Below are 13,831 nucleotides of genomic sequence, written 5' to 3'. Positions count from 1 at the left end.
AGTGTGCATTTCCCCTCGTGCCGAAAAACCTCGACGCTCTCCAGATGAACATCAGCAGCTCCATGGTGGTGGCCGCGCGGCATTGGCGGAAGATCTGCCAGACCACGCTGGTCAACTATGGGATTTCCGAAGCCTGCGCCGTCCCGTTGTTGATGATCGGGCGCCTGGGCGAGGGTGTGCGACAGGTGACGGTGGCGCAGGCGGCTGGGATGGAGAGTCCGTCGCTGGTGCGTCTGCTCGATCAGCTGTGTCACGCCGGTTACGTCTGTCGCACTGAAGACGTCCATGACCGCCGCGCCAAATGCCTGAGCCTCACCGAAACCGGTCGGGAGCTGGTGCAGGCTGTCGAAATCGAGCTGGTGCGTTTGCGCCATGAAGTGCTCGAAGGGATCGACCGCAGTGATCTGGAAGCAACACTGCGGGTGTTGAGAGCCTTTGAAGCCGCGAACGCGCCATCGGTGGCCAACCCTTGAGCGGATTTTTCACCGGCGTTCCTCCGGCGCGGGACTGGTTCTACGGAGTGCGCACGTTCGCGGCGTCGATGATTGCGCTGTACATCGCCATGCTCATGCAAATGCCGCGTCCGTATTGGGCGATGGCCACGGTGTATATCGTTTCCAGCCCTTTTGTCGGCCCCACCAGTTCCAAGGCGTTGTACCGGGCGGTCGGCACCTTGCTCGGTGCGGCGGCCGCGGTTTTTTTCGTGCCGATGTTTGTCCAGAGCCCGTATGTGCTGGTGGTCGTGATCGCGTTGTGGACCGGGACGTTGCTGTTCCTGTCTTTGCATCTGCGCACGGCCAACAGTTATGCGCTGATGCTTGCCGGTTACACCCTGCCGCTGATCGCCCTGCCGGTTGTGGATAACCCGTTGGCGGTGTGGGATGTCGCGGAAGCGCGAACCGAAGAAATCTTTCTCGGCATCGCGGTGGCGGCCGTGGTCGGTGCCATGTTCTGGCCCCGGCGGCTGGCGCCGGTGTTCAACGATTCGGTGAACAAATGGTTCGCCGATGCCTCGACTTACAGCCTGCGTTTCCTCAGCCGCGACGTGCAACCTGATGAAGTCAGCGCCTTGCGCTCGGCGATGGTGGCGACGTTCAACAGCCTGGAATTGATGATCGGCCAGCTGCCCCACGAAGGCGCGCGGCCGCAGACGGTGCGTAATACCAAGGAACTGCGCGGCCGCATGATTCACCTGCTGCCCGTGATCGATGCCCTCGACGACGCGCTCTATGCCCTCGAACGCAGAACGCCCGAGCTTGTGGATAAGTTCGCGCCGCTGCTGACGGCGACCACCGAATGGCTGAATCACAAGGATGCCGACCTCGGCCGCTGGCAGGCGCTGAAAGATCAACTTGAGGCCTTGCAACCGTCCGCCGAAGCGCTGAATGACCGCAAGCAACTGCTGTTTTCCAACGCCCTGTATCGCCTCGGCGAGTGGATCGACTTGTGGCAAGACTGCCGCAGCCTGCAATACGCCATTCAATGCGAAAGCCAGGACAGCTGGCGCGCGGTGTATCGGCACTGGCGCCTGGGCCGCCTGTCGCCGTTTCTCGACCGGGGGCTGATGCTTTATTCGGCGGCGTCCACGGTGACCGCGATTATTGTCGCCTCGGTGCTATGGATCCTGCTCGGCTGGACCGATGGCGGCGCTGCGGTGATTCTGGCGGCGGTGGCGTGCAGCTTCTTCGCCTCGATGGACGACCCGGCGCCGCAGATTTTCCGGTTCTTTTTCTGGACCGCGATGTCGGTGTTGTTCGCCAGTCTTTATCTGTTCCTGGTCCTGCCCAACCTGCATGATTTTCCGATGCTGGTGCTGGCGTTTTCTGTGCCGTTCATTTGCATCGGCACCCTGACGGTCAAGCCGCAGTTTTACCTGGGCATGCTGCTGACGCTGGTCAACACCTCGTCGTTCATCAGCATTCAGGGCGCTTACGACGCGGATTTCCTCAGCTTCGCCAACTCCAACCTCGCCGGCCCCGTCGGCTTGCTGTTTGCCTTTGTCTGGACGCTGATCGCCCGGCCATTCGGTGCGGAACTGGCGGCCAAGCGCCTGACCCGTTTCAGCTGGCGCGACATCGTCAGCCTGACCGAGCCGGCCACGCTGGCCGAACACCGGCACTTGGGCGTGCAGATGCTCGATCGCCTGATGCAGCATCTGCCGCGCCTGGCCATGACCGGGCAAGACACCGGCATCGCGCTGCGGGAAGTGCGCGTAGCGCTGAACCTGCTCGACTTGCTGGCTTACACGCCGCGAGTGCTCGGCGCCCCGCAAGTGCTGCTGCATCAAGTAGTGGCCGAGGTTGGCGAGTATTTCAAGGCGTGCCTGAAGGCGGGCGAGCGATTGCCGGCACCGAGCCCGCTGCTGATGACCCTCGACCGCACCCGCCGCGCCCTCAACACCGAGTGCGATGACGGCGCGCGTCTGCACCTGTTGCATGCCCTGAGCGGCCTGCGCCTGTCGCTGCTGCCAGGGGTGGAATTCGTCGCCTTGGGCGAACTCGAAGAACCGCTTCCCCATGGCATCGATGGAGCGCCTTTATGATCGGTGATCTGGATATCAGCGGGGTGTTCCTGCCCACGTTGCTGGTGCTGATGGGCATTACGTATCTGTTGTTCCTGTTGGTGCACGGGCTGCTGACACGCCTGCACTTTTTCCGTCTGGTCTGGCACCGGGCATTGTTTAACGTGGCTCTCTACGCCTTGCTGCTTGGCGCCGTGGACTCACTCAGTCGATACCTGATGACATGAAAAAACCTTTTTTGACCCTCGGTCGCGTTGTCCTGACCTTGCTGATCGTGACCTTCGCCGTCGTCGTGGTCTGGCGCATGGTGATGTATTACATGTTCGCGCCCTGGACCCGGGACGGGCACATCCGTGCCGACATCGTGCAGATCGCGCCGGACGTTTCCGGGCTGATCCAGCAAGTGCAGGTGCGTGACAACCAATTGGTGAAACGCGGCCAGGTGCTGTTCAGCGTCGACCAGGACCGATTCAAACTGGCCTTGCGTCAGGCGAAAGCGGCGGTCGCCGACCGTCAGGAAACCCTGGCCCAGGCGCAACGGGAAGCCAAGCGTAACCGTGGCCTGGGCAATCTGGTGCCGGGCGAGCAACTGGAAGAAAGCCAGTCGCGGGTCGCTCGCGCCGAAGTGGCGTTGATGGAAGCCCAAGTGGCGGTGGACAGCGCCCAGCTCAACCTGGACCGCTCGACCATCCGCAGCCCGGTGGACGGCTACGTCAACGACCGTGCGCCGCGTGCGCAGGAATTCGTCACCGCCGGGCGTCCGGTGTTGTCGGTGGTGGACAGTAATTCGTTCCACATCGACGGTTATTTCGAAGAAACCAAACTCGACGGCATTCATGTCGGCCAGTCGGTCGACATCCGCGTGGTCGGCGACCGCGCGCGTTTGCGTGGCCACGTGGAAAGCATCGTCGCCGGCATCGAGGACCGCGACCGCAGCAGCGGCAGCAACCTGCTGCCCAACGTCAATCCGGCCTTCAGCTGGGTGCGCCTGGCCCAGCGGATTCCGGTGCGGATTGCCTTCGACGACGTACCGGCGGATTTCCGCATGATCGCCGGGCGCACCGCCACGGTATCGATCATGGAAGACCAGCCGCAGGAGCCCGCGAAATGAGCAGGGCCGCGGGTTTGGCTGTCGTCGGATTAGGCGTGTTGCTGTCGGCCTGTCAGGTGGTCGGGCCGGATTATCACCTGCCGGACGACGCGGCCATCCACCGTGAAGACTTGCAGGGTGAATTGGCGGTGAACGGTAAAAATGTCGTTTCCGCCCCGGTGCCCGCCGATTGGTGGCGCCTGTATCAGGATCCGCGCCTGGACCAATTGGTGCAGCAGGCCATGGTCACCAATACCGATTTGCGCGTGGCGGCGGCGAGCCTTTCCCGGGCCCGTGCTCAGGTTGACGAAGCGCAGGCGGCGGGCGGCTGGAGCGGCGGCGTGAAAATGGGCGCCCAGCGTTTGCAGGAGTCCGGCGAAGCCTTCTTGCTGGCGGATAAAGTACCCGTGGCCAACGTTGGCGACATCGGCATTACGACCTCGTATCAGTTCGACCTGTTTGGCACCTTGCAGCGCGGCATCGAAGCGGCCAAGGCCAATGCCGACGCGACCCAGGCTGCCGCCGATACCGCACGCATCACCTTGGTGGCCGATGTGGTTCGGGCCTACACCCAAGTGTGTGCGGCCAATGAAGAGCAGGAAATCGCTCAGCATTCCCTCGACCTGCAAGCCCAAGGCACGACCCTGATCCAGCGTCTGCGCGACGCCGGGCGCGGCGATGAAACCCAGGTCACGCGCTCGCAAACTCAATTCAAATCCTTGCGCGCCGACATGCCGCGCTATGAAGCGGCGCGCCAGGCGGGTTTGTTCCGTTTGTCGATGCTGTTGGCCAAACCGGTCGATCAGTTGCCGGCCGGGACCGCCACCTGCAACGAACTGCCGAAAATCACTCAATTATTGCCGGTCGGTGACGGCGCCACTTTGCTCAAGCGCCGGCCCGATGTGCGCCAGGCCGAGCGCCGATTGGCCGCCGCGACCGCTGGCATCGGCATCGCCACCGGCGAGTTGTACCCGGACATCAGCATCGGCGCGACCGTCGGCACCGTCGGCATCCTGGAAAACCTCGGCAAACCGGCGACCAACCGCTGGGGCTTTGGTCCGTTGTTGACCTGGACTGTGCCGTCCAATGGTTCCCGGGCGCGAATCCGTGAGGCAGAAGCGGCGACCCAAGGTACGCTTGCGCATTTCGACGGCGTGGTGCTCAACGCCATCCGCGAAACCCAGACCAGCCTGGCGCAATACTCCGCGCTGCTGCAACGCCGCGATGCGTTGGCCGATGCCGAACAATCGGCACAACTGGCCGCCGACCAGACCCACCGCTTCTTCCAGGCTGGCCGCGCATCGTTCCTGGCGGATCTGCAAGCGACCCGCACCTACACCGATGTACGGGCGCAATTGGCCTCCGCGAACACGCAAGTTGCCATGAGCCAGATCGATCTGTTCCTCGCGTTGGGCGGTGGCTGGGAAAGCGGACGAACGCAAGCGTCACAACCCGGCAAACCCTGAGGCCGTTGCTATGCTTTGATTTGATGAAGTCGCGCGTCGATTTCATCGATCAAGGCTCGCGTTGGTCATGGGGATCTAATAATGAAAAACCCTTATGCTCCCGGCTTCTGGTGCGCTATTGCGGCATTGGTTCTGCTGTCGGCCACCTATTTCTACGGCATCATGCTGGCCCACCAGATCGACAAGGCTCTGGTGTTCCTCGACAGCGCAGCCGCGCTGATTGCCGTGATGGCAATCGTCGTAGTGGCCTGGGCCTCAGTCCAGGGCCAGCGCATCAAGAAAAGACAACTCGAACAAGGCAAGACCCGGGTGCTGATCTGGGACACCAAGGTGGCTTTGCGTCGGGTCGAAACGGTGTTTGACCGCTATTTCTGGGGCAGTTACTGGCAACCGGGGCGCACGTTCCAGGAAGTCATGGGCGAACTCACCGGCACGCCACTGGAAAAAAGCCTCGATACGTTGAAGAAACAATGCCTTGAACTGGACAAGCAAGTCTCCGAAGACGGCAGGCACTGGCTGAACAACGCCCGCGAACTCTCCGATGTCGCCGCCGCCATGGCCCGCGAACGCTATCAGCTGGACTTCTGCGATCCCCGTGCGGACGTGGCGGGCGGGGCGGTAATCAATCGCGATTTTGAAGTGCTGGTGTATACGTGGACGGCGCGGCTCAAAAGCTTTGATCACCAGCTGGATGAGATGGAAGTTCAGTATTCCTGAATTGATGTTGTCGGTATTGACGCCTTCGCGGGCAAGCCTCGCTCCTACAAGGATCATGCGATACCTGTAGGAGCGAGGCTTGCCCGCGAACGCGATTTCATGACCGCCGAAACTCTCGGCCCGTGCACGCGGTCCATAGACACTCTTTAACCTTTAAACATTGGGCCACCCGGTGCGCCTGATGCTAATCTCCCTCGCACTTTCAGCGCAGTCGTGACCGCAACCCGTCAAGGGTTCAGGGAAGACGACCACATTTTCAACAACGGACATTGATCGGGTAATTCATGAATAAATCAGCAGGCGTGCTTCTTGGAATCGTCGTTGCCATCGGTGCAATCAGCGCCGGTGGTGCCTGGTACACCGGCACCAAAATCGAAGGCGTGCTGAATACCTCGATCGCTGACGCCAACAAAGAGCTGAAAGCCGCGCTGGTGGGTTCCAACGGCACGGCATCGCTGGAACTGGTCTCGCTGGAGCGCCACGTGTTCAGCAGCACCGCGCACTATCGCCTCAAGGGTGAAGGTGAAATGTTTGGCGAAGCGCCGGTCGAGTTGCTGTTCGTCGACCACATCGAACACGGACCGCTGCCGTTCTCGCGTCTGATGTCGCTGAAATGGCTGCCGGTCATGGCCACCAGTCACTACGAACTGGAAAGAACGCCAACCACCGAGAAATGGTTCGCCGCTGCCAAGGACCAGTCGCCTCTCAAGGGCCTGGTCAATATCGGGTACGACAATTCCACCAACGGCACGCTCGAATTGCTGCCGCTGGACGTGGCGCTGGACGCCACCTCCCACCTGAAGTTTTCCGGTCTGAACCTCGACGTCGCCGCCAGCGCCCAAGCCCAAAAGGTCAAGGCTGACGGCTACATGGACAGCCTGACGCTGACCACGGTGGCTGAAGACCAGACACCCGTGAAGGTCGAGCTGAACGGCCTGACCGTGGCCAGCAACCTGACCAAAAGCACCTACGGTTATTACGTCGGCGACAACACCCTGGAGGTGACCGACAGCAAAACCACCTTCGGCGCCAAACAGTCGGTACTGGGCTTCAAGAAATTTGAAATGAAAAACCACACCGAAGAGTCGGGCACCAGCGCTTCGGGGCGCGCCGATTACAAGGTGGGCGAGGTGTCGTTGAATGGCAAAACGTTCGGTTCTGCGCAGATGGCCATGAGCCTGAAAAACCTCGACATCCCGGCGACCATGTCGCTGATGCAGATCTACCAGACCAAATTGCAGCCCTACGAGAAGGCCGCCGCCGAAGCCGCTGCCGCCGGTGAACCGGCGCCAGAACTGGTGTTGACCCCGGAAGAAGAAGCACAGGTCAAAATCGGTCTGGAAAAACTGCTCGCGGCTGGCCCGCAGGTAGCCCTGGAGAATCTGTCGTTCAAATCCACCAACGGTGAAAGCCGCGCCAACCTGGTGCTCGACCTGACCAAACCGCAGTCCATGGACCTGCCGCCAGACCAGTTGACCCAACAACTGATTGCGCTGCTGGATTTCAATCTGAAAGTGTCCAAGCCAATGCTCGTTGACCTGTTCACTGTGCAATCGCAGATTGACGGTCAGACCGACGCCAAGCTCATCGCCGATCAGGCAACGGCGACTGCTGACATGTTCAGCAGCATGGCGGTCGGTACGCAACTGGCCAAGCTGGAGGGCAACGATGTCGTCACCAAATTGCATTACGCCAACAACCAGGTGGAATTCAATGGCCAGAAAATGACCGTTGAACAATTTGTCGGCTTCGTGATGAGCAAACTCGGCGGCGTTGCACCGATTCAGTAATACCGCTCGCTTCATGGCAACGCCCGGTCTCTGCGAACGCAGGCACCGGGCGTTTTGCTGTCCGCTGTTTAAACCTAATCCACATCCCGAATCAACAGCCACGCCTCATCCACCGGCAGCGGTTGCTTCATCCGTTCAGCGAGCATCGCCATCGCCCGCTCTTTGTCGCAGGCAACAGCCGCCACCACCACGCCGTTCTTGCTGAACAGGCCGATAAAGGGTGGATGGTCAGGGTTGCCTTTGAACTCGACTTCGTCCCAGCTTTCGGCGTGGCCGAGGTAGTCGTAATTTTTGCCGAAGTGCCAGGTCCAGAAATACGGCACGTCGAGGTAGTGCTCGTCGCCGCCCAGCATGTTCGCCGCCGCGATCCGCGCCTGTTGCTGGGCCAGGCGCCAGTGTTCGATGCGCTGGGGCTGGCCGTTGAGCGGGAAGGTCGCGATATCACCCGCCGCCCAGAGCCCGTCGGCCACGCGCATGCCGCCGTCGGCCTGCAGTGAACGGTCTTTTTCCTTGGGCAGGTCGGCAAACGGATCCGTCGCCGGGCTGACGCCGATGCCGACGAGCACCAGATCCGCAGGCAAACGTTGACCGTTTTCCAGTTTCACCGCTTCGACCTTGCCCGTGCCTTCGATCTGCGCGGCTTCGCTGTCGCTATGAAACACCACGCCGTTGGCCACGTGCCGGGCACGAATCGCCTTGCCGACCGCTTCGCCAAACTGCTTGACGAACGGCACTGCGTGGCGCGCCAGCACGGTGACCTCCAGACCGTATTGGCGCAGGGCCGACGCGGACTCCAAGGCAATGAAGCTATCGCCGATGATCACCACCCGTTGGCCGGGTTTTGCCGCGTTCAGAATCCGCGTCGCCTGATCCTTGGAGCGCAGCAGGAAGACTTGCGGCAAGTCAGCACCTGGCAACGTGAGGGGGTTGGGTGTGCCGCCGGTCGCGAGCAGCGCAGCGTCATAGGTCAGTGACTGACCGTCGGCCAGTCGCAGTGTTTTGTTGGCTGTATCCAGGCTCGCCACTTCACCGTTTATTCGCTCGATGCGCTGCTCGCGGTAAAAGCGTTCATCCCGTAGCGGCGGGACTTCTTCGGGCGGCATTTCCCCGGCAATCACGAATTTGCTCAGCACTGTGCGGTCGTAACCGGCGTCGGCTTCACGGTCGATCAGCACGACGCGGCCGCCGAAGCCTTTTTCGCGCAATGCCGCTGCTCCCGCCGTGCCGGCGGCCCCGGCTCCGATGATCACAAACGTGCGCTCATCATCGGCTGGCGGGGTGTGGGGATCCGATAGCGGCTGATCGTCGACCCAGACCTCGTCATCACGCATCTCCAGGGGATAGCGCTTGAGGCTGTCCAGAGACGGCGGATCACACAGCCCGCCATCCTCGATCCGATACGCGGCTTTGTGCCACGGACAGATCAGACGCCCATGGCACAGCGCACCCTCGGCCAGCGGCGCCCCGGCGTGGGGGCATTCACCTTGATAGGCGCGCAATTGATCGCCGACCCTTAGCAAAACTATCTTGGTGTCCGCGATCCGTACTTCCAGGCCTCGGTTTTCGGGCACATCGGCAAAACGGGCGACGCGGTGCAGGGCCATGATCATTCTCCAGGCGGGCGTTTCACTTAAGAGTTTGGCCTTAGTCCCGAGGTTCAGCCAATTCCCACTGCCACCGCACCAACGGTACGGCTATAGTTCGCAGGCCGACGAAGGCCCCATCCGCACAAGGTGCTCCGGAATGACCCGATTGACCTCTCTGAACCCTTGGCTGGCGGCCGTTGCAGTCGCCCTTTGCGTGCAATTTCCGGCGCAGGCCCAGGAGCGTTTCACCGTCAGCATTCCCGGTGTTTCGGATAACCGCCTGTTCACCTCGGCGGCGGCCAGCGACGCCAGCGGCTGCGGCGGCAAGAATCAGTCCCCGGCCCTGAGCTGGAACGCCGGCCCCCAGGGCACCTTGAGTTACGCCATCGTCATGCACGACCCGGACGGCCAGAAAGGCCTTGGGGTCGATCACTGGATTCACTACGGCATCAAGGCCACGACCCGTCAGATCCCGGCCGGTGTGGGCGCCAAATCCGCGCTAGAAGGTATGGGCGGCAGCAACAGCAAAGGCACCACCGGCTACATCGGTCCTTGTCCACCCGTCGGCGACAGCTCCCACCACTACATTATCCAGCTCTACGCCCTGGACCTCGCTCCAGACGCCTTGCCCGCCGGCCTGACGCGTGCGCAGCTGCTGGAGAAAATCAAAGGCCATGTGCTGAAAAACAGCAGTGTGGTGCGGCGTTATCACCGCTGAGATTAATTTTTCAGCCGGGTTAACCCGAATCTGAACGGGGGCTCGTCTCAGAGGATGAATGGATCAATTTCCTCCTGAGGTCAGCCCCCATGTCCCTCCCTCTGCATTTCCTCCGCCCGGCCGCCCAGGGTTTCACCGTCGGGTTGCTGTTGGCCGTTGCCGGTTGCGGCGCTTCCTCTAAACCTGAGTCCACCGCTGTGTCGCCACCGGCTCAAGGTGCACTGAAGACTGAGGCGCTGGTGCGCAGCGAGTCCGTTGCCGCGGATGCCTCGATGGCCAAACGCAGCACCCGTCCAGCCCCCATGGCGAGCTTTGCGCCTGAGGTGGCTGCGCCGGGTTATCGGGATGAGCAGCGCGAGCAATATCAGGCATTGGCGGATAACCCGATTCACAGTGTGGCCGAGGCGCCGGTCTCGACTTTCAGCGCCGACGTCGATACCGGCGCTTACGCCAATGTCCGCCGCTTGCTGAATCAGGGACGCCTGCCGCCCGAAGGCGCTGTGCGGCTGGAAGAACTGGTCAATTACTTCCCCTACGACTACGCGCTGCCCACGGACGGCTCGCCTTTTGGCGTGACCACTGAACTGGCGTCATCGCCATGGAATCCGCATACCCGTTTGCTGCGCATCGGTATCAAAGCCTCGGACCGCGCAGTCGCGGAACTGGCCCCGGCCAACCTGGTGTTTTTGGTGGACGTCTCCGGCTCGATGGACCGTCGCGAAGGTTTGCCACTGGTCAAAAGCACCCTGAAATTGCTGGTCGATCAACTGCGCGAGCAGGACCGGGTGTCTTTGGTGGTCTACGCCGGCGATTCGCGTGTGGTTCTAGAGCCGACTTCTGGACGGGAAAAAGCGAAGATTCGTACAGCGATTGATCAATTGACCGCCGGTGGCTCGACGGCGGGTGCCTCGGGTATCGAACTGGCCTATCAGATGGCGCAACAAGCCTTCATTCCCAAAGGCATCAACCGCATCCTGCTGGCCACGGACGGTGACTTCAACGTCGGCATCAGCGACTTCGACAGCCTCAAGCAAATGGCTGTGGATAAACGCAAGACGGGCGTTTCCCTGACCACCTTGGGTTTTGGTGTGGATAACTACAATGAACACCTGATGGAACAACTGGCCGACGCCGGCGATGGCAACTACGCCTACATCGACAACCTGCGCGAGGCGCGCAAAGTGCTGGTGGATCAACTCGGTTCAACCCTCGCGGTGGTGGCGAAAAACGTGAAGCTGCAAGTGGAGTTCAACCCGGCGCAGGTCAGCGAATATCGGCTGCTGGGGTATGAGAACCGGGCGCTGAAGCGTGAGGATTTCAGCAATGACAAAGTCGATGCCGGTGAAATCGGTGCAGGACACACGGTGACAGCGTTGTACGAAATCGTGCCCAAGGGCGAGAAGGGCTGGCTGGAGCCGCTGCGGTATGGCAAGGCTGAGCCGGGGGCTTCCGGTACAACTGGGGAGTTGGCGATGCTGCGTGTGCGATATCAGCTGCCGGAAGGTGGGAAAAGTCGCTTGATCGAACGGCCGATTGCGGGTAATTCGGTCGGCAACGCCAGTGATGACCTGCGCTTTGCGTCGGCTGTGGCAGCGTTTTCCCAGCAGCTCAAGGACGGGCGTTACACCGGTGATTTCAGCCTGAAAGACACCGAAGCCTTGGCGCGCGGTGCACGGGGCGACGACCCATTCGGTCTGCGCGCAGAGTTCGTGCAATTGGTTGAGTTGGCGCAGAGCCTGCGAACCACTACCACCGCCTCCAACACTGAGTCGCATAAAGGAGCTTATAACTGACATGTCCGCGCCTGAACCGAGCGACGAATCGCTACTGGCCCGGTACCGCGCAGGCGACGGGCCAGCGTTCGAGATCTTGTACGCCCGTCATCGCCAGGGCCTCTACCGATTCCTCTTCGGTTTGAGCGGCAGGCCTGAACTGGCCGAAGAGGTTTACCAGGACACCTGGCTGAGCCTGATCCGCAGCACCAGTCAGCCACAAGGCCGGGCGAATTTTCGTACATGGCTCTATCAGATTGCCCGCAACCGATTGATCGATCACTGGCGCAAACATGGCATTCACAACCCTTTGCACGACAGCTACGACGAACAAACCCACGCCGTGATTGATGAGGCGACCGATCCCGAACAACTGCTGAGCCTGAGCCGCGACAGCCAACGTCTCGAAACCGCGTTGCACGACCTGCCCGCCGACCAGCGCGAAGTGTTCCTGCTCCGCGCCCACGGCGATCTCGACCTGCCGCAGATCGCCGTCCTCACCGAAACACCCCTGGAAACCGTCAAGAGTCGCTTGCGCTATGCCCAGCAAAAACTGCGTCGGCTGCTGGCCGAGGAGGTACTGACATGACTGACGCCCGTAAAACACCGGAAGACCAAGTGCTTCAGCATTACCGTGAACACGTGGCTGGCGAACCACCGGCTCATCTGGATGCATTCATCCTGGCTGCTGCACACCGTGAAACACCTGCGCACAAACCGAACCTGTGGCAACGCTGGGTCCAGGCTTGCCAAAAACCTCGTTGGCAAGTCGCATTCGCCAGCCTCGTTGGCGTCGCCTTCATGTTGGCGCTGGTGCAGCGTACGCCTGAGCAAGTGCCAACTTTGGATTCCAGCCCTGCACCCAAAACCTCGTCTTTTGCGGCCAAGAAAGAAGCTGCAGAAGCGCCGGCATCGGTTGCCCGCTCAATGGCGGCCCCGGCCGGCGCGATGTCCGCGCCTGCGCCCGCACCCGTAGCGCCAATGGCCGAGTTGGCTGCGCCCGCGCAGAGCGAATCGATCAGCGCTGACATGGTGGAAGAAGCAAAAGTGAGCAAACGCCCAGGGGAGGCTCCGGCGAAGTTTATCGACGACCAGTTACGTGAAGTGATTCGCTTGCAAAATGCCGGTCAGACAAAGGCGGCTGATGAGCTGATGGCGAACTTGCACAAACGCTTTCCCAAGGAAAATCTCGCGGCTCGGCTCAAGGAATTGCAGAAAAACTGAGCAGCAGGGCGGTCGTCCATTTGGCAACGAGCCCCGAAAGCGCGCACTATCGGCCTATAGCCGATGCGTTGGAGGATGCCGTGGCAAAAAAAATCGACCGCATCGCCCAAATGCTCAACTGCCCGGAAAAGGGTGAGGTATTGCGGCGCGCTGTGACGGAGAGTCGTAAGGAGTTTCTGCTGGCGAAGCAGGCAGAGGAAGCGCTGGAGGAAGACGTTCTTGACGATGAAGAGGTTGAGGACGAAGAGGATGATGAGTATGACGAGTTTGATTGGACGACGGAATGAAAGACCACATTATGCTCGTTTGTGAATCTGACACCTTGGTTGCTCAGCGCTCGTCCTACACGGAATCACAGCAGATGGCAGTTCGGTTACAAGCTAAGGCTATTGAAGCTAGCTGTAATGATCCGCGTCCAAATATCGCCGCCGAAACAGTGTTTGCGGAGTTTTATGTGCTCATTGATGACATTGAGGCTAAGCAAAGCAGGACGGGACACCGCCCACAAAAAAGCCCCAGTCCTTAAGGCCTGAGGCTTTCTCGTTTCTACTAGTATGGTGCACCAGGCGGGATTCGAACCCACGACCCCTGCCTTCGGAGGGCAGTACTCTATCCAGCTGAGCTACTGGTGCAAGCGGGCGCCATGATACTCATATGCACTGCGGGCGTCCATGCTGCTGAATCGACTGCGGTTTTCGCAAGCGTAACAACCGTTTGCTACGTTGATCAGAAAAAGTAGGCAAATGCGGCGTTTTCGTTCTTTTTTTCGAACAGACTATTGTCCTTTACCCCCTTTGATCCTAGGATTCGTTTGAGATTTCAAACGCTCTTGTCTGGGTGCTGAACCGCACGAGTTTCGAACAGTGCGCTATTTATGTGCTTCAGCCCGGTGAATGATTTCCCTGACGGCAGCCTACAAGGCGCCTTTCTACAATCATAATTCGCTC

Annotated in this window: 14 protein-coding genes and 1 tRNA gene; 13 read left to right on the top strand and 2 right to left on the bottom strand. The window is 60.7% G+C overall.

Translation table 11 applies throughout. The annotated features are described in order from the left end of the window. Positions 1–44 precede the first annotated feature (44 nt). The 7 genes from BLU63_RS08980 (at position 45) to BLU63_RS08950 (ending at position 7,584) form a co-directional block, all read left to right on the top strand. Positions 45–473 (top strand): MarR family winged helix-turn-helix transcriptional regulator, encoded by a 429-nt coding sequence (locus BLU63_RS08980; protein ID WP_010464897.1) that lies wholly within the window; start codon positions 45–47, stop codon positions 471–473. After that, positions 470–2,542 carry an FUSC family protein gene (locus BLU63_RS08975; RefSeq protein ID WP_077747464.1) on the top strand — a complete coding sequence of 691 codons (2,073 nt, stop codon included), beginning with the start codon at positions 470–472 and terminating at the stop codon, positions 2,540–2,542. Before BLU63_RS08980 ends, BLU63_RS08975 begins: the two co-directional genes overlap by 4 nt. Further along, positions 2,539–2,748 (top strand): DUF1656 domain-containing protein, encoded by a 210-nt coding sequence (locus BLU63_RS08970; protein ID WP_083375312.1) that lies wholly within the window; start codon positions 2,539–2,541, stop codon positions 2,746–2,748. The genes BLU63_RS08975 and BLU63_RS08970 overlap by 4 nt, the downstream gene beginning before the upstream one ends. Further along, complete coding sequence (locus BLU63_RS08965) at positions 2,745–3,632, top strand: efflux RND transporter periplasmic adaptor subunit (protein WP_083375311.1); 888 nt, start codon at positions 2,745–2,747, stop codon at positions 3,630–3,632. The genes BLU63_RS08970 and BLU63_RS08965 overlap by 4 nt, the downstream gene beginning before the upstream one ends. Continuing rightward, a complete protein-coding gene (locus tag BLU63_RS08960; protein WP_077747466.1) occupies positions 3,629–5,077 on the top strand; it encodes an efflux transporter outer membrane subunit in 1,449 nt (482 codons plus the stop codon). The genes BLU63_RS08965 and BLU63_RS08960 overlap by 4 nt, the downstream gene beginning before the upstream one ends. 81 nt (positions 5,078–5,158) lie before the next feature. Beyond that, on the top strand, positions 5,159–5,794 hold the full coding sequence (locus tag BLU63_RS08955) for an NADH:ubiquinone oxidoreductase subunit N (protein WP_083375310.1): 636 nt from the start codon (positions 5,159–5,161) through the stop codon (positions 5,792–5,794). 284 nt (positions 5,795–6,078) lie between these two features. Next, positions 6,079–7,584, top strand: a complete 1,506-nt coding sequence (locus BLU63_RS08950) for a YdgA family protein (RefSeq protein ID WP_083375309.1) — start codon at positions 6,079–6,081, stop codon at positions 7,582–7,584. Between the two features lie 74 nt (positions 7,585–7,658). Here BLU63_RS08950 and BLU63_RS08945 read toward each other — a convergent pair whose 3' ends face one another. Further along, on the bottom strand, positions 7,659–9,188 hold the full coding sequence (locus BLU63_RS08945) for an apoptosis inducing factor family protein (protein WP_083375308.1): 1,530 nt from the start codon (positions 9,186–9,188) through the stop codon (positions 7,659–7,661). A 139-nt stretch (positions 9,189–9,327) separates the two neighbouring features. On the opposite strand from BLU63_RS08945, the gene BLU63_RS08940 reads away from it, so the two are divergent. The 6 genes from BLU63_RS08940 to BLU63_RS08915 all read left to right on the top strand — a co-directional run bounded on the left by BLU63_RS08940 (position 9,328) and on the right by BLU63_RS08915 (position 13,410). After that, positions 9,328–9,888, top strand: a complete 561-nt coding sequence (locus tag BLU63_RS08940) for a YbhB/YbcL family Raf kinase inhibitor-like protein (protein WP_010464881.1) — start codon at positions 9,328–9,330, stop codon at positions 9,886–9,888. A gap of 89 nt (positions 9,889–9,977) precedes the next feature. Further along, positions 9,978–11,681 (top strand): vWA domain-containing protein, encoded by a 1,704-nt coding sequence (locus tag BLU63_RS08935; protein WP_083375307.1) that lies wholly within the window; start codon positions 9,978–9,980, stop codon positions 11,679–11,681. A 1-nt stretch (position 11,682) separates the two neighbouring features. Next, positions 11,683–12,249 (top strand): RNA polymerase sigma factor, encoded by a 567-nt coding sequence (locus BLU63_RS08930; protein ID WP_083375306.1) that lies wholly within the window; start codon positions 11,683–11,685, stop codon positions 12,247–12,249. After that, complete coding sequence (locus BLU63_RS08925) at positions 12,246–12,884, top strand: hypothetical protein (RefSeq protein ID WP_083375305.1); 639 nt, start codon at positions 12,246–12,248, stop codon at positions 12,882–12,884. The genes BLU63_RS08930 and BLU63_RS08925 overlap by 4 nt, the downstream gene beginning before the upstream one ends. A 20-nt stretch (positions 12,885–12,904) precedes the next feature. Further along, entirely contained in the window at positions 12,905–13,171 is a 267-nt protein-coding gene (locus BLU63_RS08920) for a hypothetical protein (protein WP_154502514.1), read from the top strand. After that, on the top strand, positions 13,168–13,410 hold the full coding sequence (locus tag BLU63_RS08915) for a hypothetical protein (protein ID WP_010464870.1): 243 nt from the start codon (positions 13,168–13,170) through the stop codon (positions 13,408–13,410). Before BLU63_RS08920 ends, BLU63_RS08915 begins: the two co-directional genes overlap by 4 nt. A 29-nt stretch (positions 13,411–13,439) precedes the next feature. Here the strand turns inward: BLU63_RS08915 and BLU63_RS08910 are convergent. After that, positions 13,440–13,516 (bottom strand) — tRNA-Arg (locus tag BLU63_RS08910). Positions 13,517–13,831 lie beyond the last annotated feature (315 nt).

Source organism: Pseudomonas mandelii (genome assembly GCF_900106065.1).
In the GTDB taxonomy this organism is placed as follows: Bacteria; Pseudomonadota; Gammaproteobacteria; order Pseudomonadales; family Pseudomonadaceae; genus Aquipseudomonas; species Aquipseudomonas mandelii.
Note: the sequence above shows the minus strand (reverse complement) of the source record. Positions and strands in the feature narration are given on the sequence as shown.